Raw genomic sequence first — 16,122 nt, 5'->3', positions numbered from 1 at the left:
TAGGAGTATTTTGAGGCACTAATGTTCTAGGTTATGTCCCATAGGGCTTTAATTGCCTTTCAACTCAAAAAAATTGGGTCTAATAAACAGGCTTGTTAACAATCAGATGGCGATCGCTTGGTTGGAATGTCTTATTTTCTCATTAGGAGTTGTGGTTTTCTGGCAAGGCAGCCAAACAATCTTTATTTTTTAACAAGGTTTTACAGACTTGTTTTCACAGTTACCCTTACCCGTAATCTCATGTCCGTTTGATTACTGACATGATTTTTCAAGTACATAAGGGACATGCAAAATTCATGCATCGACACAAAAAGTTGGTACTTCCTGCCCCCTGCTCCTCTGCTCCCCTGCTCCTCTGCCCCCTGCCCCCACAGCCTAATCTGCAATCAACTCTACTGCATCTCGTCCATCACAATTTTGTAGGTAAACTTTGACAATTTCTTCTTTAGCTGTAGGTAACTTCTTGCCAATAAAATCTGGGTGAATTGGTAATTCTCGATGGCCCCTGTCTACTAACACAGCTAAACGAATCACCTCTGGTCTACCGTAATCGTTGACTGCGTTCAAAGCAGCGCGAATCGTCCGTCCTTTGAAAATCACATCATCCACGAGTACAACAGTTTTCCCAGTAAGGTCAAAAGGAATTTCGCTTTTTGTTGGAGTCCGCAATCCAATTTTGTCGAGGTCATCTCGATAAAATGTAATGTCCAAAGCTCCGACTGAGACTGCTACACCTTCGAGTGTCTCAATTTGACGCGCTAATAATTCGGCTAATAACGCACCTCTGGTATAAATACCAAGAAGCACCAGTTGAGATAAATCACGCGTCCTTTCGACAATTTGAGAAGCAAGGCGAGTTAAGGTACGACGGATTTCTTCGGATGAGAGAATTTCAACTACTTTGGCAGACATAGCGAGTCATCAATTAGGAGTGATAAGTTAAGAGTTAGGAGTTTTTATTCTTAACTCCGAACTCCTAACTCCTAACTTTATATTTATCATTACCTATTTGGGAGCATTAAGAATATTGCGATCGCTATCCCTAACCATAGCAAAAAACAATATCGAGTCAGCTGTAAAGCATTCTGAATAGAAGTTGCAGTAATGGCATAAAGAGCATCTCCTAGCAGTGGTTTGTACTTAGCTACCCCCCGATACCAATTTGTACCCCCCATCTGCACACCTAAAAATGCAGCATAGGCGCATTCACTCCAACCAGAATTGGGACTAGGATCTTTAATTGCATCCCGACGACAAATTTGCCAAATATGCATCGGCTTACCTGATAGCAGCGCCAGAGTCACGACTGTTAACCGACAAGGTAGCCAAGTCAAATAATCTTCTAAGCGCGCACAGAACCATCCTAAATAAGTATAGGGTGCTTCTCGATAGCCCACCATTGAATCAAGGGTACTGCTGGCTTTATATGCTAAAGCCAAGGGAGTTGGCCCCACAACTGGTATAAAGACACCAACAATTGCATAAAAAAGCGGAGCTATTACCCCATCAGTGGCATTTTCTGCAACCGTTTCTAAAACGGCTCGGTAAATTTCTGCTTGTGAGAGGTTTTGAGTATCTCGACCAACATAATTACTTAAAATCTTTCGAGCCTTCTCTAAATCTCCGACTGTTAAAGGTTGTAAAACAGCCTCCGCTGCTACTCGCAAACTTTTGCCAGCAAAACAACTAGCCAAAAGAATGCTATCTATTGCAATTCCTAAGAATGGATGAACCCATCTGGCAGTTTGAATCATCAAAAAGCCAACAAGACCGCTACCAATTATTAAGATAATACCTAGTACAATTCCAGCTAGGCGTTGTGTTAGAGAATTTTGACACAATTGGAGAAAAAATTTGGTCAGCCGAGAAATTACCCACCCCATAACTTGCACTGGATGAGGCCAATCCCAAGGATCGCCAATTAAGTAATCTAAAAATGCTGCAATTATTAAGATATAGATATTATTAGTCATAAGTCGCAAGTCTTGGGTTAAAAGTTAAGGGTCAATATTTTGACTATTGACTCTTGACTAAACCACAAAACTAGCTTCTTCTCCAAGGGAAGCTTGCCGACTTCGAGCATCGTAATAAAGGTCTGCCAGAGTAATATTGTATAAAGCTTCTTTGAGCTTTTGGTTGAGTCTCTGCCAGAGGCTAAACGTTACCCAATCTTCAGCTTGTGTAGGTGCTGGGGTGTGATGAGGTAAATGGCTAGTCTCGCCAACAGCTTCTAAAATTTCTCCTATAGATATTTGTGCAGGCTCTCTTGCCAATTGATATCCGCCGATGCTACCACGAATTGATTTAACTATTGACGCACGACGCATTTCTATTAGTAGTTTTTCGAGGTAAGGAGCTGGGATATCTTGGCGTTTTGCGATCGCTCTCACAGATGCAGGCCCATATCTTGGCTGTAGACTCAAATCTAGCAACGCCTTTACACTATAGTGTCCTCTGGTAGTTAATTTCATTTTGGCAAGCTTTGTTGTTTTTTCTTTGTCTTCATGGCACTGCATCACCCTTAAAAGAAATTCTGATGTCGGCTTCCCACTCATAGACTTCTTTAGTTTGTCATTTCTAAATAACCAATACTTCGACTACGCTCAGTACAAGTGACTAATTACCAATCACCAATGACTAGGGATCAGTTTTGCTTATCATTCTGTGACTCAGTTCTCATCCTTAAGAAATAGACAAAATTTAGGGCGTTAGTTTAGAAAACTTAAAACTTATATAGTCTACCAGTAATTTACAAACTATATATATAGTTATCAGCATTGCCAGCATTCTCTAAAATAGATTGTCTTGGCAATATTGGTAATGGCATAACAATTGTGCATCTGAGTGTAATATACTTGGCTAGGTTGAGATAAAAACTAAAGGATTATGTTCCTGTTAGCTCAACCTCAGCTAAAATAAAATCGATTCAAACACTTCAAACATTCATTTTCGACCTAAGTTGATGCCTAAACAGAAAAAAATTGAACCCTTACTCGGCGAAGAACTGCTCAAAAAAGTTAAAGAGCTAGAGAACGAGAGCAAAGAAGACAAAGCTAAGAAGTGCGGCTACTATACCGTTACCAAAAATGGTATAGAGCGCGTCAATATGATGAAGTTCTTAAATGCCCTAATTGATGCTGAAGGCATTCAATTAGACAGTACACCCAGTGCTAATGGGCGTGGTGGACGTAGTGCTAGCTATAGAATTAGTGTGCAATCGAATGGTAACTTACTGATAGGTTCAGCTTATACAAAACAGATGAATCTTAAACCAGGAGATGAGTTTCTGATCACTTTAGGCAAAAAGCACATTCGTCTGAGACAGGTAGATCCAGAAGATCGCGAAGATGATGAAGCCATAGAAGCCACGGCTTAATAAATAAATAAATGGTCATTAGTCAATTCTCCGTTGTCTTGTGTCCTTTGTCATTTGTCCTTTGTGAAAAACAATGACTATAAACAGTCATTAGTCAAGTGTCCTTTGTGAAAAATAATGACTAATGACCAATGACCAATGACCAATGACTAATGACTAATGACTAATGACTATATCTGTAGTAGGTAAGACTGGTAAATAGTGGCGAAGTGCCTTGCGCGTAACTGCTAAATTACAGGTTAATGCAATTTGTTCTTTTTCTAATAAACCCAAAATGCGATCGGGTTTATCTCTTGCTACCACTGGTAATTGATGTAAACCTCGCAGACTCATCCGATCTAAAGCCTCAGATAAAAGTTCATCTTGCCATGCATAGAGAATTTCAGTAGTACAAATGTCTATGAGGGTTTGACTGGATAAATTATCGGGAATTTCGGTTAGGGAATTTGGGTATGTTTGCCAAATAGCAAGGGCACGGTTAATATCTTCCAAAGAAAGTATACCAACTAATTGCTCTGCTTCATCAAATACTAAAGCACTACGAACGCGATCGCGGGTCATTTCCACAGCTGCATCTAATACTCCCAAAGTTGCAGGTAACTTTTTGGGACAGGGATACATTGCATCTTCTACCAAAATTTGCTGCACAATTTCCGCTTGTTCATCTTTCAATTCCGAAAGACCGATTTGTTGTAGATTAGAGTTAGAGTTAAAAGTTGGTTTAATCCTTTCTACTAACCAAACACTCAAACCCACAGCTGCCATCAACGGTAAAACAATTCGATAGTCGCGGGTTAATTCAAACAGCATTAAAATAGCCGTTAACGGCGCTCTCACACTAGCAGCTAGCACTGCTGCCATTCCCACCATTGCGTAAGCTGGCGGAGCCGCCATTTGATCGCAAATTGTCGGGAATGCTACACCCAACATTTTGGCGTAAGCCGATCCAAAAGAAGCACCTAAAAACATTGCTGGTGCGAACAAACCACCGATGAAACCACTACCTGCACTAATTGCGGTCATTAATAATTTCACCACCAACAATACCACCAATAAGTAGAGTGGAAACTCCACATCTTGAAGCATTGCTTCTACAGTTTCATAACCTACACCCAGAATTTGCGGAAACTGCAAAGCAACAGCACCAATGATTACACCGCCAATAATTGGATGAATCGGCTCAGGAATTCGTCCCAAAAAGGCAAAACCTGGAACCTTCCCAGCAAAGCAAGCTTTTGCTCCCCGAATTGATTGAGTATAAGCCAGAGAAACGAGGCTGGCCCCTAAACCCAAACCAAGGTAAAGAGGTAATTCCAAAGGACTGCGAACTTGGTAGACAGGTAAATCAAAAGCAGGTTGGGTCCCCAAACCAATTTGGGCAATTAATGCTGCTACCACCGCTGCTAGTAGCACCACACTGACAGCAGAAGTAGCGAAAGATGTCGCTCCCATCACCACCTCCAGGGCAAAAAATACTCCAGCGATGGGAGCATTAAATCCCGCAGCAAGTCCCGCCGCCGCGCCAGCACCCAATAGCAAACGTTGTCGTTCTTGAGATACATTGAGAATTACAGAGAACAACATCCCAAAATTTGCGCCAATTTCGACACTCGGCCCCTCTGGCCCCAAAGAAGCACCGCTCCCTAAAGAAACAGATGCGGCCAGCATTTTGCTAACTGGTCGTAGTGGTCGCCTAATCTCTGTTCCCTGAGAGGCGGCGATGAGAGATGAAAGTCCAGGGCCAAAGTCTTGAGTGCGCCAGCGCATCAAGCCAACAATTAATCCGCCAAGGGTGGGAACGCAGGCTAAAGTCCAAGCACCCCAGGCGCCAATTTGACCCATTAAATTTTCCAACATCAGCTGGTGAACCAACTGGATTAAATAGTGAAAGGTGACTACACCCATACCAGTACCACCGCCAATGAGCATGGCTAAAAACAGCACCACTGTTTCTGGGGATGGTTGAAAACGATTAATTAGGTGAGCTAAACGAGCGGAAGGTGTAGGAAAGGCAGGTTGTTCCGTTACCTTCCTCAGTTGAGTGGGAGGCAAGAGAGTCATTGAGAGGCGGGGTAAATGTAAGAAAAAATTTAAATTTTTATCTGTTATTTATCATTGTGAGCCATTATTTAGCAACCGGACAAGTAGACTTTATTTGCTTAACTTACAAAGCTTTAGCTAAAAATGTCATTGTGCAAAATTTGTGTGGGGAGAATGGTTAAATGAGAGACAATTATTATTTAAGGGTCAGCGATGCCTAAGTTGGGCGTAGCTGCGGCTAGTGGGGTGCGAGTGGGCACCAACACTATTTTTTCTAGAGACAACAAAGTTTTTTCGGCTGGGTGGACGCACCCGTAAACATTAACCATGAGTCATCCTTGTTTAAATCTAGCTATACTCGTGTTGCGACTATTGAGCCATCCTTGGTAGTAATAGAATGTATGTATGATTGATGCTTGATATCAGATCGTACATTGATCCCAATTCAATATAGCTATTTGTTATAGAGCGAGTAAATGGACTAGGCGGATGAGGTAAATGAATATACACACTTTTGATAATCATTATGTTACTTGCCCAATTTGCCAAAGAAATGCCACGCCAAAACCAGTTAAAACGCGCATGGGCTTGTTTTGCTGTCCCTATTGCCAGGAAAGGCTAGTAGTTTGCCAAAGTGGTCATTATGTCCGCGATCCGTTTACTTGGAGACAATTGATGATGTCTTCATCGCTACGTCGTCAAAGCCGACCTTTAGCGAGGATTATCAGAGATTTTGTCCTACTCAAGCGTCCGATGGTAGCATTGGCTGTAGGTAGTGCCATTTTCTTTAGTGCGATCGCTTTGACCCAAGAAAAGACAAGTTACGATCGCCAAATTATTCCCACAACAGAGAAAGTTAATGAACCAGGAAACAAATCTCAGTAAATGGATTACTTTTGTATAAATCAAATTCTACTTTGATTTTTGTAATATTATAACTAAATACTCTGATAAACCGTGTCTTATTACCCTAAATAGGACGCGGTTTTATATTATGTCCGTTTAAAGAGCGATCGCTAATTAGGTAAGTATTTTCAGCACTAAAGTGCTAACTACAAACTGTTGTTTATTTATGCTTATCTAATGATTGCAATAGATCCTTGGGTAAAGACGCGGTGAATCGCGTCTCTACAAATGGTCTATTTGTCGCATTCTTTTTTCCAATTGGTATAAATCGCAGGTTTTTTATACTTTTGGGAAAAAGGCGATCACTACACTACACGATTATCATTACCTTTTGGGCAACGATCTGATTTTTTCCTGACAAGGGGACAAGGGGACAAGGAAAATAACCATGCCCTATGTCCCATATTTACAGCCGATTAGTATTTTTTGTGACTAACTTCCAACCTTCAGCTTGGTCAATTAGCTTCATCGACTCTAGTTGAAGATTGTTGAAATCAGATACATTAAGCAGAAAGTAGGGTTGGCCGTTGTAGTGCCAATAATATTCCAGTTCACCAACAGAAGCGGGAATGATGGTGCGATCGCTATAATAATCCAACGAGGGACGATGGTAAGGAAAAGATGTGTAAATCTTCCTCGTCGTTGGATTTGCCCGCACAATCATGGCGGCGACTGGTTTAACTGGATAGGCTTCAGATAATTCCCAAACCCAGTAGTTAGATTTCATTAACAGTAGCAGCGAAATATAACTTCCCCAAAACAAAATCTTCAGAAATTGTCCGTCGCCTCGTTCTGCCAAAATAGCTGCTAAGGACATAGTTAAAGCTACTGCGGCAAAAATCAGTTGTAAATCTGTTTTTGGTGTTGTACCCGCACTGAAATAAATACTACCAGCAGAAGCAGCCACAGCAAGTATTGCCAAACCAGCAACCCAAGCACGGGGATAAGATGAGAGTAAAGGCGAATTTTCCGTTTCTGATAATTGGATACCAAAAGCTAAAGCTAAACTAGGGTAAATCGGGAATAGATACCAAGGAACTTTGGTAATCATGAAGGAAATTATCAGCAGATAAACTCCACTCCACGCCATTACTAGTTTTGCCCAGCTAAGGTTGCGATTTTCCCAGGTTAAGCGGACAGTTTGTGGTAAGAATAATAACCACGGCCATGTGTATTTGAGAAGTTCAATCACATAGTACCAAGGCGGTTCAGAATTCCCTTCTACAACTGAGCCAATTCGGCCTAGTGATGGGTTGGCAATACCAATTTGGGCGAAAGTATAACCATAGTGAATTAGTTGCGCACCATACCAAGCAGCTACAGGTAGAATGCCAATTAAGATTGCGATCCAGAGATAGTAACAAGTGAGCAGTCGTGGTGTATCCCAAAACATAAATACGATGGCGATCGCACCAAGTAATACACCTAACAGTCCTTGAGTTAAACAAATAAACCCAAAGCTAATGCCAACACCAAGACAATAACGTAAATCTCGGCGCGATCGTAATACGCACAACATCATCACCATCAAAAAACTTACCATCGCCCCATCTAACATTGCTAACCGCCCATGACGTACCACGGGTAGCATTGTTAGGTAAATTAAGGCGCTATAAATAGCAGCCCAACGTTGGCGAAATATCTCTTGAGCAATGCAATACAGTAAAGGTACAGATGTTGCTGTTAAAATTGCTCCAGGTAGGCGCGTTGTCAACTCATTTTCACCTCCTAGAGAATAAGCCCAAGCTATTAGCAAATGCATCAAAGGCGGCTTGTTGTGATATGGTTCGCCTCCTAACGTTGGGTAAAGCCAACGCATTGAACCTGCTGGGGCGTGCCAAATTTCACGAGCAACCTGTGCCACAGTACCTTCATCCCAATCTCGCAGCGGCAACCCTCCCAGATTGATGCTAAACAGTAATACTGCTGCCAACAGCAATACTATTAGCCATACCCAATCAATCCATTTGCCAACCGTGCGATGCTGTTTTTCCAGATGACTCCAAATAAAGCTTCCTTCTTGCATATTCTCTGGTAATCATTTTACTTGCTGGTTTGATTACATAGAGACATCTAGCGAATCTCCAATGTTGTCACCCAGTAACAACGTATGTTTTTAACAATTGCTAGTTTCCAAGATTAACTCAAATTTTTCTAATTAGCGCTATTTTTCAAAAAAATATATTGGTTATTTAAATAACATTTAAGCCAATAAATGATAAAAATAATACAAGTGATCAATTATTTATTACCTGTTAGATAGTCCGTAAATAAACTTGTATTTTCTTTTGAACGTGACGCTTAGTTTAAAATTTATCTATTTATTTCTATCTGGCTAAGTCCATAAATTTTGTAACCGATTGCTACACTAATTAAATTCTATACTGAATACTTCATAAATTTGATAGATAAATTTTTGAATAGTAGTTTTACGATAAAACATAATTATTCATTTTTTTAATAAGTATCTAAGCATAAATAAATTTAAAGTTTGTAGTAAGGAGTTTACTTTTGATAATCCTTGCTCTGAGCGATCAATTGCTCACTACAAACTAGGAGTTTATTTTATATTTAATTATACCTACTTACTTCAATTAAATCCAACAATTATTAATAGAAACTAGTTATTAATAAACCTGTTCAAATAAACTAATTTTGCTTTTTTAATTTTAATTAAGCAATTCTTGAATTAAGATATCTATGATATACAATTTTTGAAGCACTTTCGATAACAATAAATAACTAAAAATTATTGGAGACTGTCAATGAATTTACCTGTAGTTGTAGATATTACTCTTGGCTTGGTTTTTATTTACTTGATTTTGAGCTTGCTAGCTTCGGAAATTCAGGAATTAATTGCCACATTATTACAATGGAGAGCAAAACATTTAAGAACTTCAATTGAATTACTTTTATCAGGTGGTAGTGAAAGTGAAAAGTCAGATATTATTAATGCAATTCATTTGGTACAAAAACTTTATAACGATCCTTTGATTAATACATTGAATCAACAAGCCAAGGGTAAATTAGAAAAGCATTTCCAAGAAATTACTAAAAAACCTGATAAAATAGTACTAGAAAAACAAAGCGGTCCTTCCTATCTTCCTTCGGAAACATTTTCAATTACTTTATTAGATACCTTAAAAATTCCTGAGCTAATTAATCATGTTAAACATCCTAGTGAAGAAACAAAAACCAATTTGCAGATGATATTAGCCTCTTATAAAGAACTTAAAAAAGGCATTAATAATCCAAATAGTGCAAGTTACGCAAAAATTCAAGAAATTTATGGAGAGATTGACCAAAAATTTATAAATTTTGTTAATAATGAGTTACCTGATGAAGTCCCTAATAGTTTAATTAAGAGCCTTAGTGTAATTGCTCAACGTAGCAGGATAAAGATTGGCGATCTCACAGAGGAAGTGAATCAATTTAAAAATGAAGTAGAAACATGGTTTGATCGCTCGATGGATCGAGCAAGCGGTGTTTATAAGCGAAATGCCAAAGGAGTTGCTATTTTAATTGGAATATTAGTTGCTTTTTTAACCAATACTGATACATTTCACTTGGTTAAAAGACTGTCGCAGGATTCGGTTATCCGCTCTACCATTACTCAAAGTGCAAGTCAACGAATCGATTATATTAAAGATCCAGAAGCCAGAAAGGAGATTGAAAAGCTATTAGGAAATGCTTCTATACCCATTGGATGGCAAAATATTAATCAACAGTTTGAGTTATTAGATACGACGGAATCGAATAGAATTTACATCAGAATTTCACAGGTTTTTAAATTAATTTGCGGTTGGATAGTGAGTGGTTTTGCTATTGCTATGGGTGCGCCTTTTTGGTTTGATATCCTGAATAAAGTTATCAATGTGCGGAATGCAGGGCCAAAACCTGTTGCGTATACTAAGGATCAACCGTCTCAGAAATAGTGTTTAAATTAAATCAAAAAATAAAAATAACTTGGAGTTTTAATTCTTTATTCTGAAGAGTGATGTCAATTTGCCTAATAAATTCTCGAAAGTAAAATCTTCGTTCTGTTTCCGACAAATCTAACCAAAATTGTGGTATTGAAACAGCTTGAGCAACAGAACCCAAGTTAACTGGAGGGAGAATTGCCAACTTTGCTTCGAGTGCAGAAATTTCTGTGCGGAGTTTGTAAGCCCTTAATTTTGCTGTTTCGACATCTAAAATTCCAGTTTCAATTAAAGCGGGTAACTGAGCAAGTATTTCTTGCTGACGAGCGATCGCTTGTCCTAAACTATTCTTGAATGCATCCAACTGAGGAAAATTCATTCCTGCTACCGCCAGAGGTAAATCACGGCAAACGGTTTCAATGGTATGTTCCAACACCTGTTGGTAAGGAATAGCCCTACACTTGGGGCTTTGGGGACAGCTAGTAGAACGTAAATAAAGATACTCTTTATCTTGGTTGCGTTGGGTAACACGGGTAACTGTGAAATGTGACTGACACTCAGCACAGACAACCAACCCAGCGAGAGAACGCGGTGCGCTAGCAGTTCGAGATGGTAAACGGCTGTTACGGCGCAAAAGTCGGTCAACTTGGGCTGCTTCTTCCTTAGAAATTATTGGAATATGGGTATTGGAGATAATTTCACCATTTTGGTAAGCTGTATTGCCGCGATAGACTGGATTAGTCAGCCAGCGTCTTCCTGTGGTTACAGAGATTTTCTTGCCGTATTTTTTCGCCAAGTAACGCACTGAACCCCGCAGGGAGCCATAAAGTAAAAAGTGTTCAAAAAAATCTTTGACAACTGGTGAAGTACTGCGGTCAATGGTATATTTTCCCTTACCTCTGCGATAGCCGTAGGGAACTTTGCCAGGTGGCGGTGCAACCTCAAGACGATTACGGGCGTGTCCTTGGCGGATGCGACGGCTACGTTGCTGACGTTGGATTGCGTGTAGCAAATTCAGCAAGTCAGCGCCCAAAGGGTAATTTTCGGAAGTGTAGGGTTGTTCAGTGGCGATTACTGCGATTCCCATGACTTCAAGTTGATTGAGGCGATCGCTAATTTCCTCTACAGTATCTCCCAATTCTTCCAACCGACGAATCAGGAGATAATCTGCTGGTTCATTTTGGCAATCGGTAAATAATTGTTGTAATTGCGATCGCAAAGAAGAGTCTGGCTTGCCCAAATCTTCATAAACCCGATCCACCTCCCATCCCCAATCGGCTTGATCGGGAGAAGATTCTAATAACGGATCGGTGTAAGAGTAAGCAATTATTTTCAAAAGTTTAGCGCAGCCCCACAAAGAAATGGTATTAGTTATAACTACTAGCTTGACGACAAAACATCAAGTGATACTGTCCGCCTAGTGCCATGAGTTCGTCATGAGTGCCTACTTCGATAATTTGACCGTGTTCTAGTACTACTACTCGATCTGCTAGTTTTGCCAAAGCGAGGCGATGGCTAACTACAACGGCTATTCTTCCCTTCGCCAGGTTACGCAAAATATTGTAAATTTCATGTTCTGTTTTCGGATCGAGGTTCGCTGTTGGTTCGTCAAGGATGACTAATTCGGCTGGAGAGAGTCGCAGCAAAGCACGAGCGATCGCTAATCTTTGCCATTGTCCTCCTGATAGATCGATACCACCTTCTAGCTGTTTGCCTAAGAGAGTTTCCAAACCTCGATCGAGATTTGAAATTACTTTTGTCAAACCAGCCTCAGCGATCGCTTCCATAATTGCATCGTCATCCTTTATTTTAAGTAAATCCCCAAAAGCAACATTCTCCCGCACGGTAGTTGGAAAACGAGCGTAATCTTGCATCACTACATCAACTCGCGATCGCAAATCTTCTAATGAGAGCGATCGTAAATCTTGGCCATTCCAAATGATCGCACCTTGGCTAGGATCGTAGAGGCGACATAATAACTTTGCTAATGTAGTCTTGCCAGCACCATTTTCACCCACCAATACAATCATCTCGTTGGGGTGAATCGTCAGGTTGATGTTTTTTAGAATTGGCTGATTGCTATTGGGATAGGTAAAAGATAGATTTTTGATGTCAATACCTGTTTGCGATCGGCGATCGTTCTCATTTCTTTGAAAATGCCGATTGTTAGCAGTCGATTCTCTGACTTCTCCCCATACCTTTGTTACTGATTTTGATTGCAACTCTGCATGAGAACCGGACAACTGCGGCTCTAACTCCAAAAGCTGGAAAATCGGCGTAGTTGCCAGTGCAATATTATATAACTCTGACCCGCCAGACATCAGATTATCCAAACTCCGCCGCACTTCCAAAATTACCCCAGTGTAAAGTGCCAAATCTCCTAATGTATGGGTTCCACCTAGCACTCCCTGAATTACGTATATGTATGGCAACGCCAAGCCGAACCCACTCAATAAAGACCAACCAATAACCGCTGTCGTCCCTCGACGGCGGATTTGTTCCATTGCTCTAAAAATGGTACGGTAAAGTCCGTGCCAGCGTTCTAGTAGTAAAGGTTGCAAGCTAAACAAGCGTATTTCTTTGGCGTATGTTTCCCCAGTTAAAACCGTTTTATATAAGTTCATTTCCCGAAGAACACTTGCTTGGGTTCTTTCTACTCCCCAAGCTTGCTTACGGTATTTTACCTGCACATACATGACGGGGGTAACGCAGCTAAACAAAATTAGCGGTATCCACCAAGCCAAGGACACCGAAAGCAGTATGGCTGGAATGAAAATAAAAATTCCCTCTAACATCGTCACCAGCCTAAGACAAAGCTCTGGAAGTCTTTGCACTCCCTTTTCGGTCAACTGCACCAAATTGAGCAAATCGGGTGTTTCAAACAGCGCAATATCTTCAAAAGTGGCAACCTTTTCAATCACTTGTCCTTGGACAAAGCCGAGAATGCGATCGCGCAAAGAACTATACACAAAGGCATTAATGTTAGCGATCGCATCACTAACCAAATTTACTAGCAGCGAACCTACAATACTGGACACTAGCAACGGTTGCGAAAGTATGAGGGCGATTGCATTCTGCGTTGTCCCTGTACTCAATAAGCGGGTAATTTCATCAATGATCGTTTTGTTGAGCCAAATAGCGATCGCTGGGCCTGCACCACCCACTAATGTCAGTATTGTTACATAGCGTAGCTCCTTTGGAACTACCTGTATTACTGTTGCTACACTCCGGCGAAATGCTTGAAATGGAGAAATTTCAATTATTTGCATATATTTTAAAGTAGCAAATAATAGCAAAATTCCCAGACAGACGTTGTGATCTCAATTCAACGGATTTACTTAGCTTTAAAGATGACAAAACAGGAACCATGCCAACTGGAAAAAGGAAAATCTGATGGCAATCCATGAAATGTTATGACTACCTGCACATGAGCAAAAGCGAAAGCTAAGAATATCGGAAGTTGGAAGCGGTGAAAATCGCACATATAGATTAAACTTCTTGCGAAAGTCGGGGTAAAGGTGAAGGGGAAAAGGGTAAAGAAACTCAAAATTCTTTCCCTTTAACCTTTACCCTTTTCCCTAAGAGGGCAAAAATATATTTTTGCAAGAGGTCTAGGTCTATTTAACACAGAACTGCGCGGTATAATACCCGCCATCTACTCTACCAAGAGAGCGACACCGAGTCGGCAAGCGTCCGCAGAAGCGTCACAGCCCCTTAAAGTAAAATGGCACTAAGAAAAGCCCAAAGGCTTGTTTAGTCTCGTTCCTAGTCTTAAGACTGGGAATGTATTCAGAGAGGCTCTGCCTCTCGTCAAGAAAGAGGAGGCAGAGCCTCCCAGAATGGGTTCCCAGTCTCCAGGCTGGGAACCAGTCAGGGCAAGGGCTGTATCTTAACTTAGTGCCATTCCCCTTAAAGTAGAAGATTGCATACAAAAAAGCCCAGTCATCTCTAACTGGGCTTTTAGCTATCTCAATCTATTGGAGGTGAGAAGTTTCGCATTTATGCAGCAGGTTGTTCTAGATTAACCTTGACAACTTTGTTCTTTTCTTCCTCGGACTTAGGCAGTGTCAAATTCAAGATACCGTCTTTATAATCTGCGGTAACATTGGTATTTTGAACCCTAGCAGATAGAGGAATTACACGTTGGAACTTGCCATAGTAAAATTCACTCTTGGTAATACTCTTGTCTTGGGTTTTAGTTTCAGACTTGCGCTCACCGCTAATGTGAACAGCGTCTTGGGTGACTTGAATATCTAAGTCTTTAGCTTCCAGTCCTGGCAGCTCTAGCTTGAGATGAATCGCATCATCGGTTTCGTGCAGTTCAGCAGCCGGAACTCTGATAAAGCTTTTTTCAAGCCGTGCAGATGGTACTCTGGTATCTCCAAATAAGCCGTTGATGTGACGTTCTAAAGCGTTCAATTCTTGCCAGGGGTTGTAACGAACTAGTACCATAACTCTTTCTCGGAAAATTCAGCTATTGTTTAATCGTTTTTGCACTTGATTTTGTGCTTATGTATTCATAATAAGTATGGTTCCAACTCCTGTAAATTCGGTAATCATCACCTCATTAAATAATGATTACCGCACTTAATTAGACCTAAAACAAAGATTACGGTTTACCCGAATTCCTCGGTTCGGTAAACCAGAATAATGACTTTGAGAATCTGTAAAATTCATACGTAGTAATAAATTAGGTTTTGGCTGTAGAATTTAAATCTGTCAAAGAATTATGCCTTTGATATTCAATCCGCACTTGCTTAACATCAAGCTCAGATTCTAAAAATACGAGTTTTTCTACTTGCTGTAATCCCACATTTTCAAACTGTGCTAATTCTGAGTCTGATAATGGCCAAGGTGGGCCAGAGGGTTCAACTTCTGTATCTCGAACACGAGTAATCAGCAAAAGTGTGCCACCAGGAGCAACAAAGGAGGTAACTGAAGAAATAACCCAATAACGTACATTCAACGGCAAAGCTTGAATATTACGACATTCAAAAACAAAATCAAAAGCTTGATGCCATTGTGAGGGAATTGCTAACAAATCTGCAACTACATAGTTGACAGTCGAATCTGGAAATCGCTCTTGACACAAGCGTAGATGCGAAGCAGCTTGTCGTCAGACATCGCTGTCGGTGAAATATCAAAGGTGGTTACTTCAAATCCCAGATGAGCTAAAGCTTCGGCATCATCTCCCAAGCCGCAACCAATCACTAGCGCCTTTTGCCCAGAAGCGAACGGTTGATGATTCGTCAACCAATCTTGTAGATAAGGGTGAAGAGTTAACTTTGCCTAAGGAATTTTTGCTGTATCACCTTTAGCTTCGGTATATAACACATCAAACCATGCTGATGGTTCTGATTATTGTACAGCTTCGGTAGCTAACTGTTTAACATAAAATCGTAAATCTTCAGGTTGCTGTTCAAACATAAAAACTGACATTACTAACAATTGTGCAAAACTTCGGAATACCCTAAGTATTGTAGATGAGGAAAAGCGATACCTACGGTTTACTCTATTACACTATCAGGCAAGGATTTGTCGCTGTTAAAATTGCGTTGGCAGGAGTACGGAGCCGTAGAAACGCAGCTATATAGTAGCAGAGCCTCTGTTTAGGTGAAAACAGCAAAACAAGAGGTATAGCAAAGTGCTGAGTGCTGAGTGCTGAGTGCTGAGTAAGAACCCGGTCTTTCAAGCCTTTGAGCAATCAACACTGTCCTAACCTATGTGACTACGGCTATAGTAGATTTTTTAATTAGACTGCAAAGAAAGGGCTTTAAAGCTACTCTTGTAATTCAAGAGTCTTGGACTTGCTGTAATAAATTAAATTAGCAAACATATATTTAGCCGAGTTTTACAGGCTGATTTTGGACAATAATTCTT

The 16,122-nt window shown here is 40.5% G+C and carries 14 protein-coding genes; 3 read left to right on the top strand and 11 right to left on the bottom strand.

Annotated features, from left to right (window positions below; all coding sequences use genetic code 11):
* Nucleotides 1-375 precede the first annotated feature (375 nt).
* From pyrR to RMY27_RS15560, 3 genes are all read right to left on the bottom strand, one after another.
* A complete protein-coding gene (pyrR, locus tag RMY27_RS15570; protein ID WP_094353001.1) occupies nt 376-912 on the bottom strand; it encodes a bifunctional pyr operon transcriptional regulator/uracil phosphoribosyltransferase PyrR in 537 nt (178 codons plus the stop codon).
* Between the two features lie 89 nt (nt 913-1,001).
* Complete coding sequence (gene cbiB / locus RMY27_RS15565; RefSeq protein ID WP_322664636.1) at nt 1,002-1,973, bottom strand: adenosylcobinamide-phosphate synthase CbiB; 972 nt, start codon at nt 1,971-1,973, stop codon at nt 1,002-1,004.
* Between the two features lie 57 nt (nt 1,974-2,030).
* Complete coding sequence (locus RMY27_RS15560; protein ID WP_322664725.1) at nt 2,031-2,471, bottom strand: Rrf2 family transcriptional regulator; 441 nt, start codon at nt 2,469-2,471, stop codon at nt 2,031-2,033.
* Nucleotides 2,472-2,962: 491 nt separating this feature from the next.
* On the opposite strand from RMY27_RS15560, the gene RMY27_RS15555 reads away from it, so the two are divergent.
* Nucleotides 2,963-3,376 carry an AbrB family transcriptional regulator gene (locus RMY27_RS15555; protein ID WP_104909531.1) on the top strand — a complete coding sequence of 138 codons (414 nt, stop codon included), beginning with the start codon at nt 2,963-2,965 and terminating at the stop codon, nt 3,374-3,376.
* Between the two features lie 156 nt (nt 3,377-3,532).
* On the opposite strand, the gene RMY27_RS15550 is transcribed toward RMY27_RS15555, so the two are convergent.
* Both RMY27_RS15550 and RMY27_RS15545 read right to left on the bottom strand, forming a co-directional pair.
* Nucleotides 3,533-5,437 carry a chloride channel protein gene (locus RMY27_RS15550; protein ID WP_322664634.1) on the bottom strand — a complete coding sequence of 635 codons (1,905 nt, stop codon included), beginning with the start codon at nt 5,435-5,437 and terminating at the stop codon, nt 3,533-3,535.
* Nucleotides 5,438-5,616: 179 nt separating this feature from the next.
* Nucleotides 5,617-5,745 carry a hypothetical protein gene (locus RMY27_RS15545; RefSeq protein ID WP_322664632.1) on the bottom strand — a complete coding sequence of 43 codons (129 nt, stop codon included), beginning with the start codon at nt 5,743-5,745 and terminating at the stop codon, nt 5,617-5,619.
* Nucleotides 5,746-5,914: 169 nt separating this feature from the next.
* Between RMY27_RS15545 and RMY27_RS15540 the strand changes: the two genes are divergently transcribed.
* Complete coding sequence (locus tag RMY27_RS15540; RefSeq protein ID WP_322664630.1) at nt 5,915-6,301, top strand: hypothetical protein; 387 nt, start codon at nt 5,915-5,917, stop codon at nt 6,299-6,301.
* 427 nt (nt 6,302-6,728) lie between these two features.
* Here RMY27_RS15540 and RMY27_RS15535 read toward each other — a convergent pair whose 3' ends face one another.
* Complete coding sequence (locus RMY27_RS15535; RefSeq protein ID WP_322664628.1) at nt 6,729-8,348, bottom strand: glycosyltransferase family 39 protein; 1,620 nt, start codon at nt 8,346-8,348, stop codon at nt 6,729-6,731.
* A gap of 739 nt (nt 8,349-9,087) precedes the next feature.
* On the opposite strand from RMY27_RS15535, the gene RMY27_RS15530 reads away from it, so the two are divergent.
* Nucleotides 9,088-10,257 (top strand): hypothetical protein, encoded by a 1,170-nt coding sequence (locus RMY27_RS15530; RefSeq protein WP_322664626.1) that lies wholly within the window; start codon nt 9,088-9,090, stop codon nt 10,255-10,257.
* Between the two features lie 13 nt (nt 10,258-10,270).
* On the opposite strand, the gene RMY27_RS15525 is transcribed toward RMY27_RS15530, so the two are convergent.
* From RMY27_RS15525 to RMY27_RS15505, 5 genes are all read right to left on the bottom strand, one after another.
* On the bottom strand, nt 10,271-11,578 hold the full coding sequence (locus RMY27_RS15525; RefSeq protein ID WP_322664624.1) for a recombinase family protein: 1,308 nt from the start codon (nt 11,576-11,578) through the stop codon (nt 10,271-10,273).
* Nucleotides 11,579-11,609: 31 nt separating this feature from the next.
* A complete protein-coding gene (locus RMY27_RS15520) occupies nt 11,610-13,511 on the bottom strand; it encodes an ABC transporter ATP-binding protein (RefSeq protein ID WP_322664622.1) in 1,902 nt (633 codons plus the stop codon).
* A gap of 730 nt (nt 13,512-14,241) precedes the next feature.
* Nucleotides 14,242-14,694: an Hsp20/alpha crystallin family protein gene (locus RMY27_RS15515; protein ID WP_322664620.1), complete on the bottom strand. Its 453-nt coding sequence runs from the start codon at nt 14,692-14,694 to the stop codon at nt 14,242-14,244.
* 238 nt (nt 14,695-14,932) lie between these two features.
* Nucleotides 14,933-15,334, bottom strand: coding sequence for a hypothetical protein (locus RMY27_RS15510; RefSeq protein ID WP_322664618.1), 402 nt, complete (start codon nt 15,332-15,334; stop codon nt 14,933-14,935).
* Nucleotides 15,292-15,495 carry a hypothetical protein gene (locus RMY27_RS15505; RefSeq protein WP_322664617.1) on the bottom strand — a complete coding sequence of 68 codons (204 nt, stop codon included), beginning with the start codon at nt 15,493-15,495 and terminating at the stop codon, nt 15,292-15,294. The genes RMY27_RS15510 and RMY27_RS15505 overlap by 43 nt, the downstream gene beginning before the upstream one ends.
* Nucleotides 15,496-16,122 lie beyond the last annotated feature (627 nt).

Source organism: Nostoc sp. DedQUE09 (genome assembly GCF_034530915.1).
GTDB lineage: Bacteria > Cyanobacteriota > Cyanobacteriia > Cyanobacteriales > Nostocaceae > Nostoc.
Note: the sequence above shows the minus strand (reverse complement) of the source record. Positions and strands in the feature narration are given on the sequence as shown.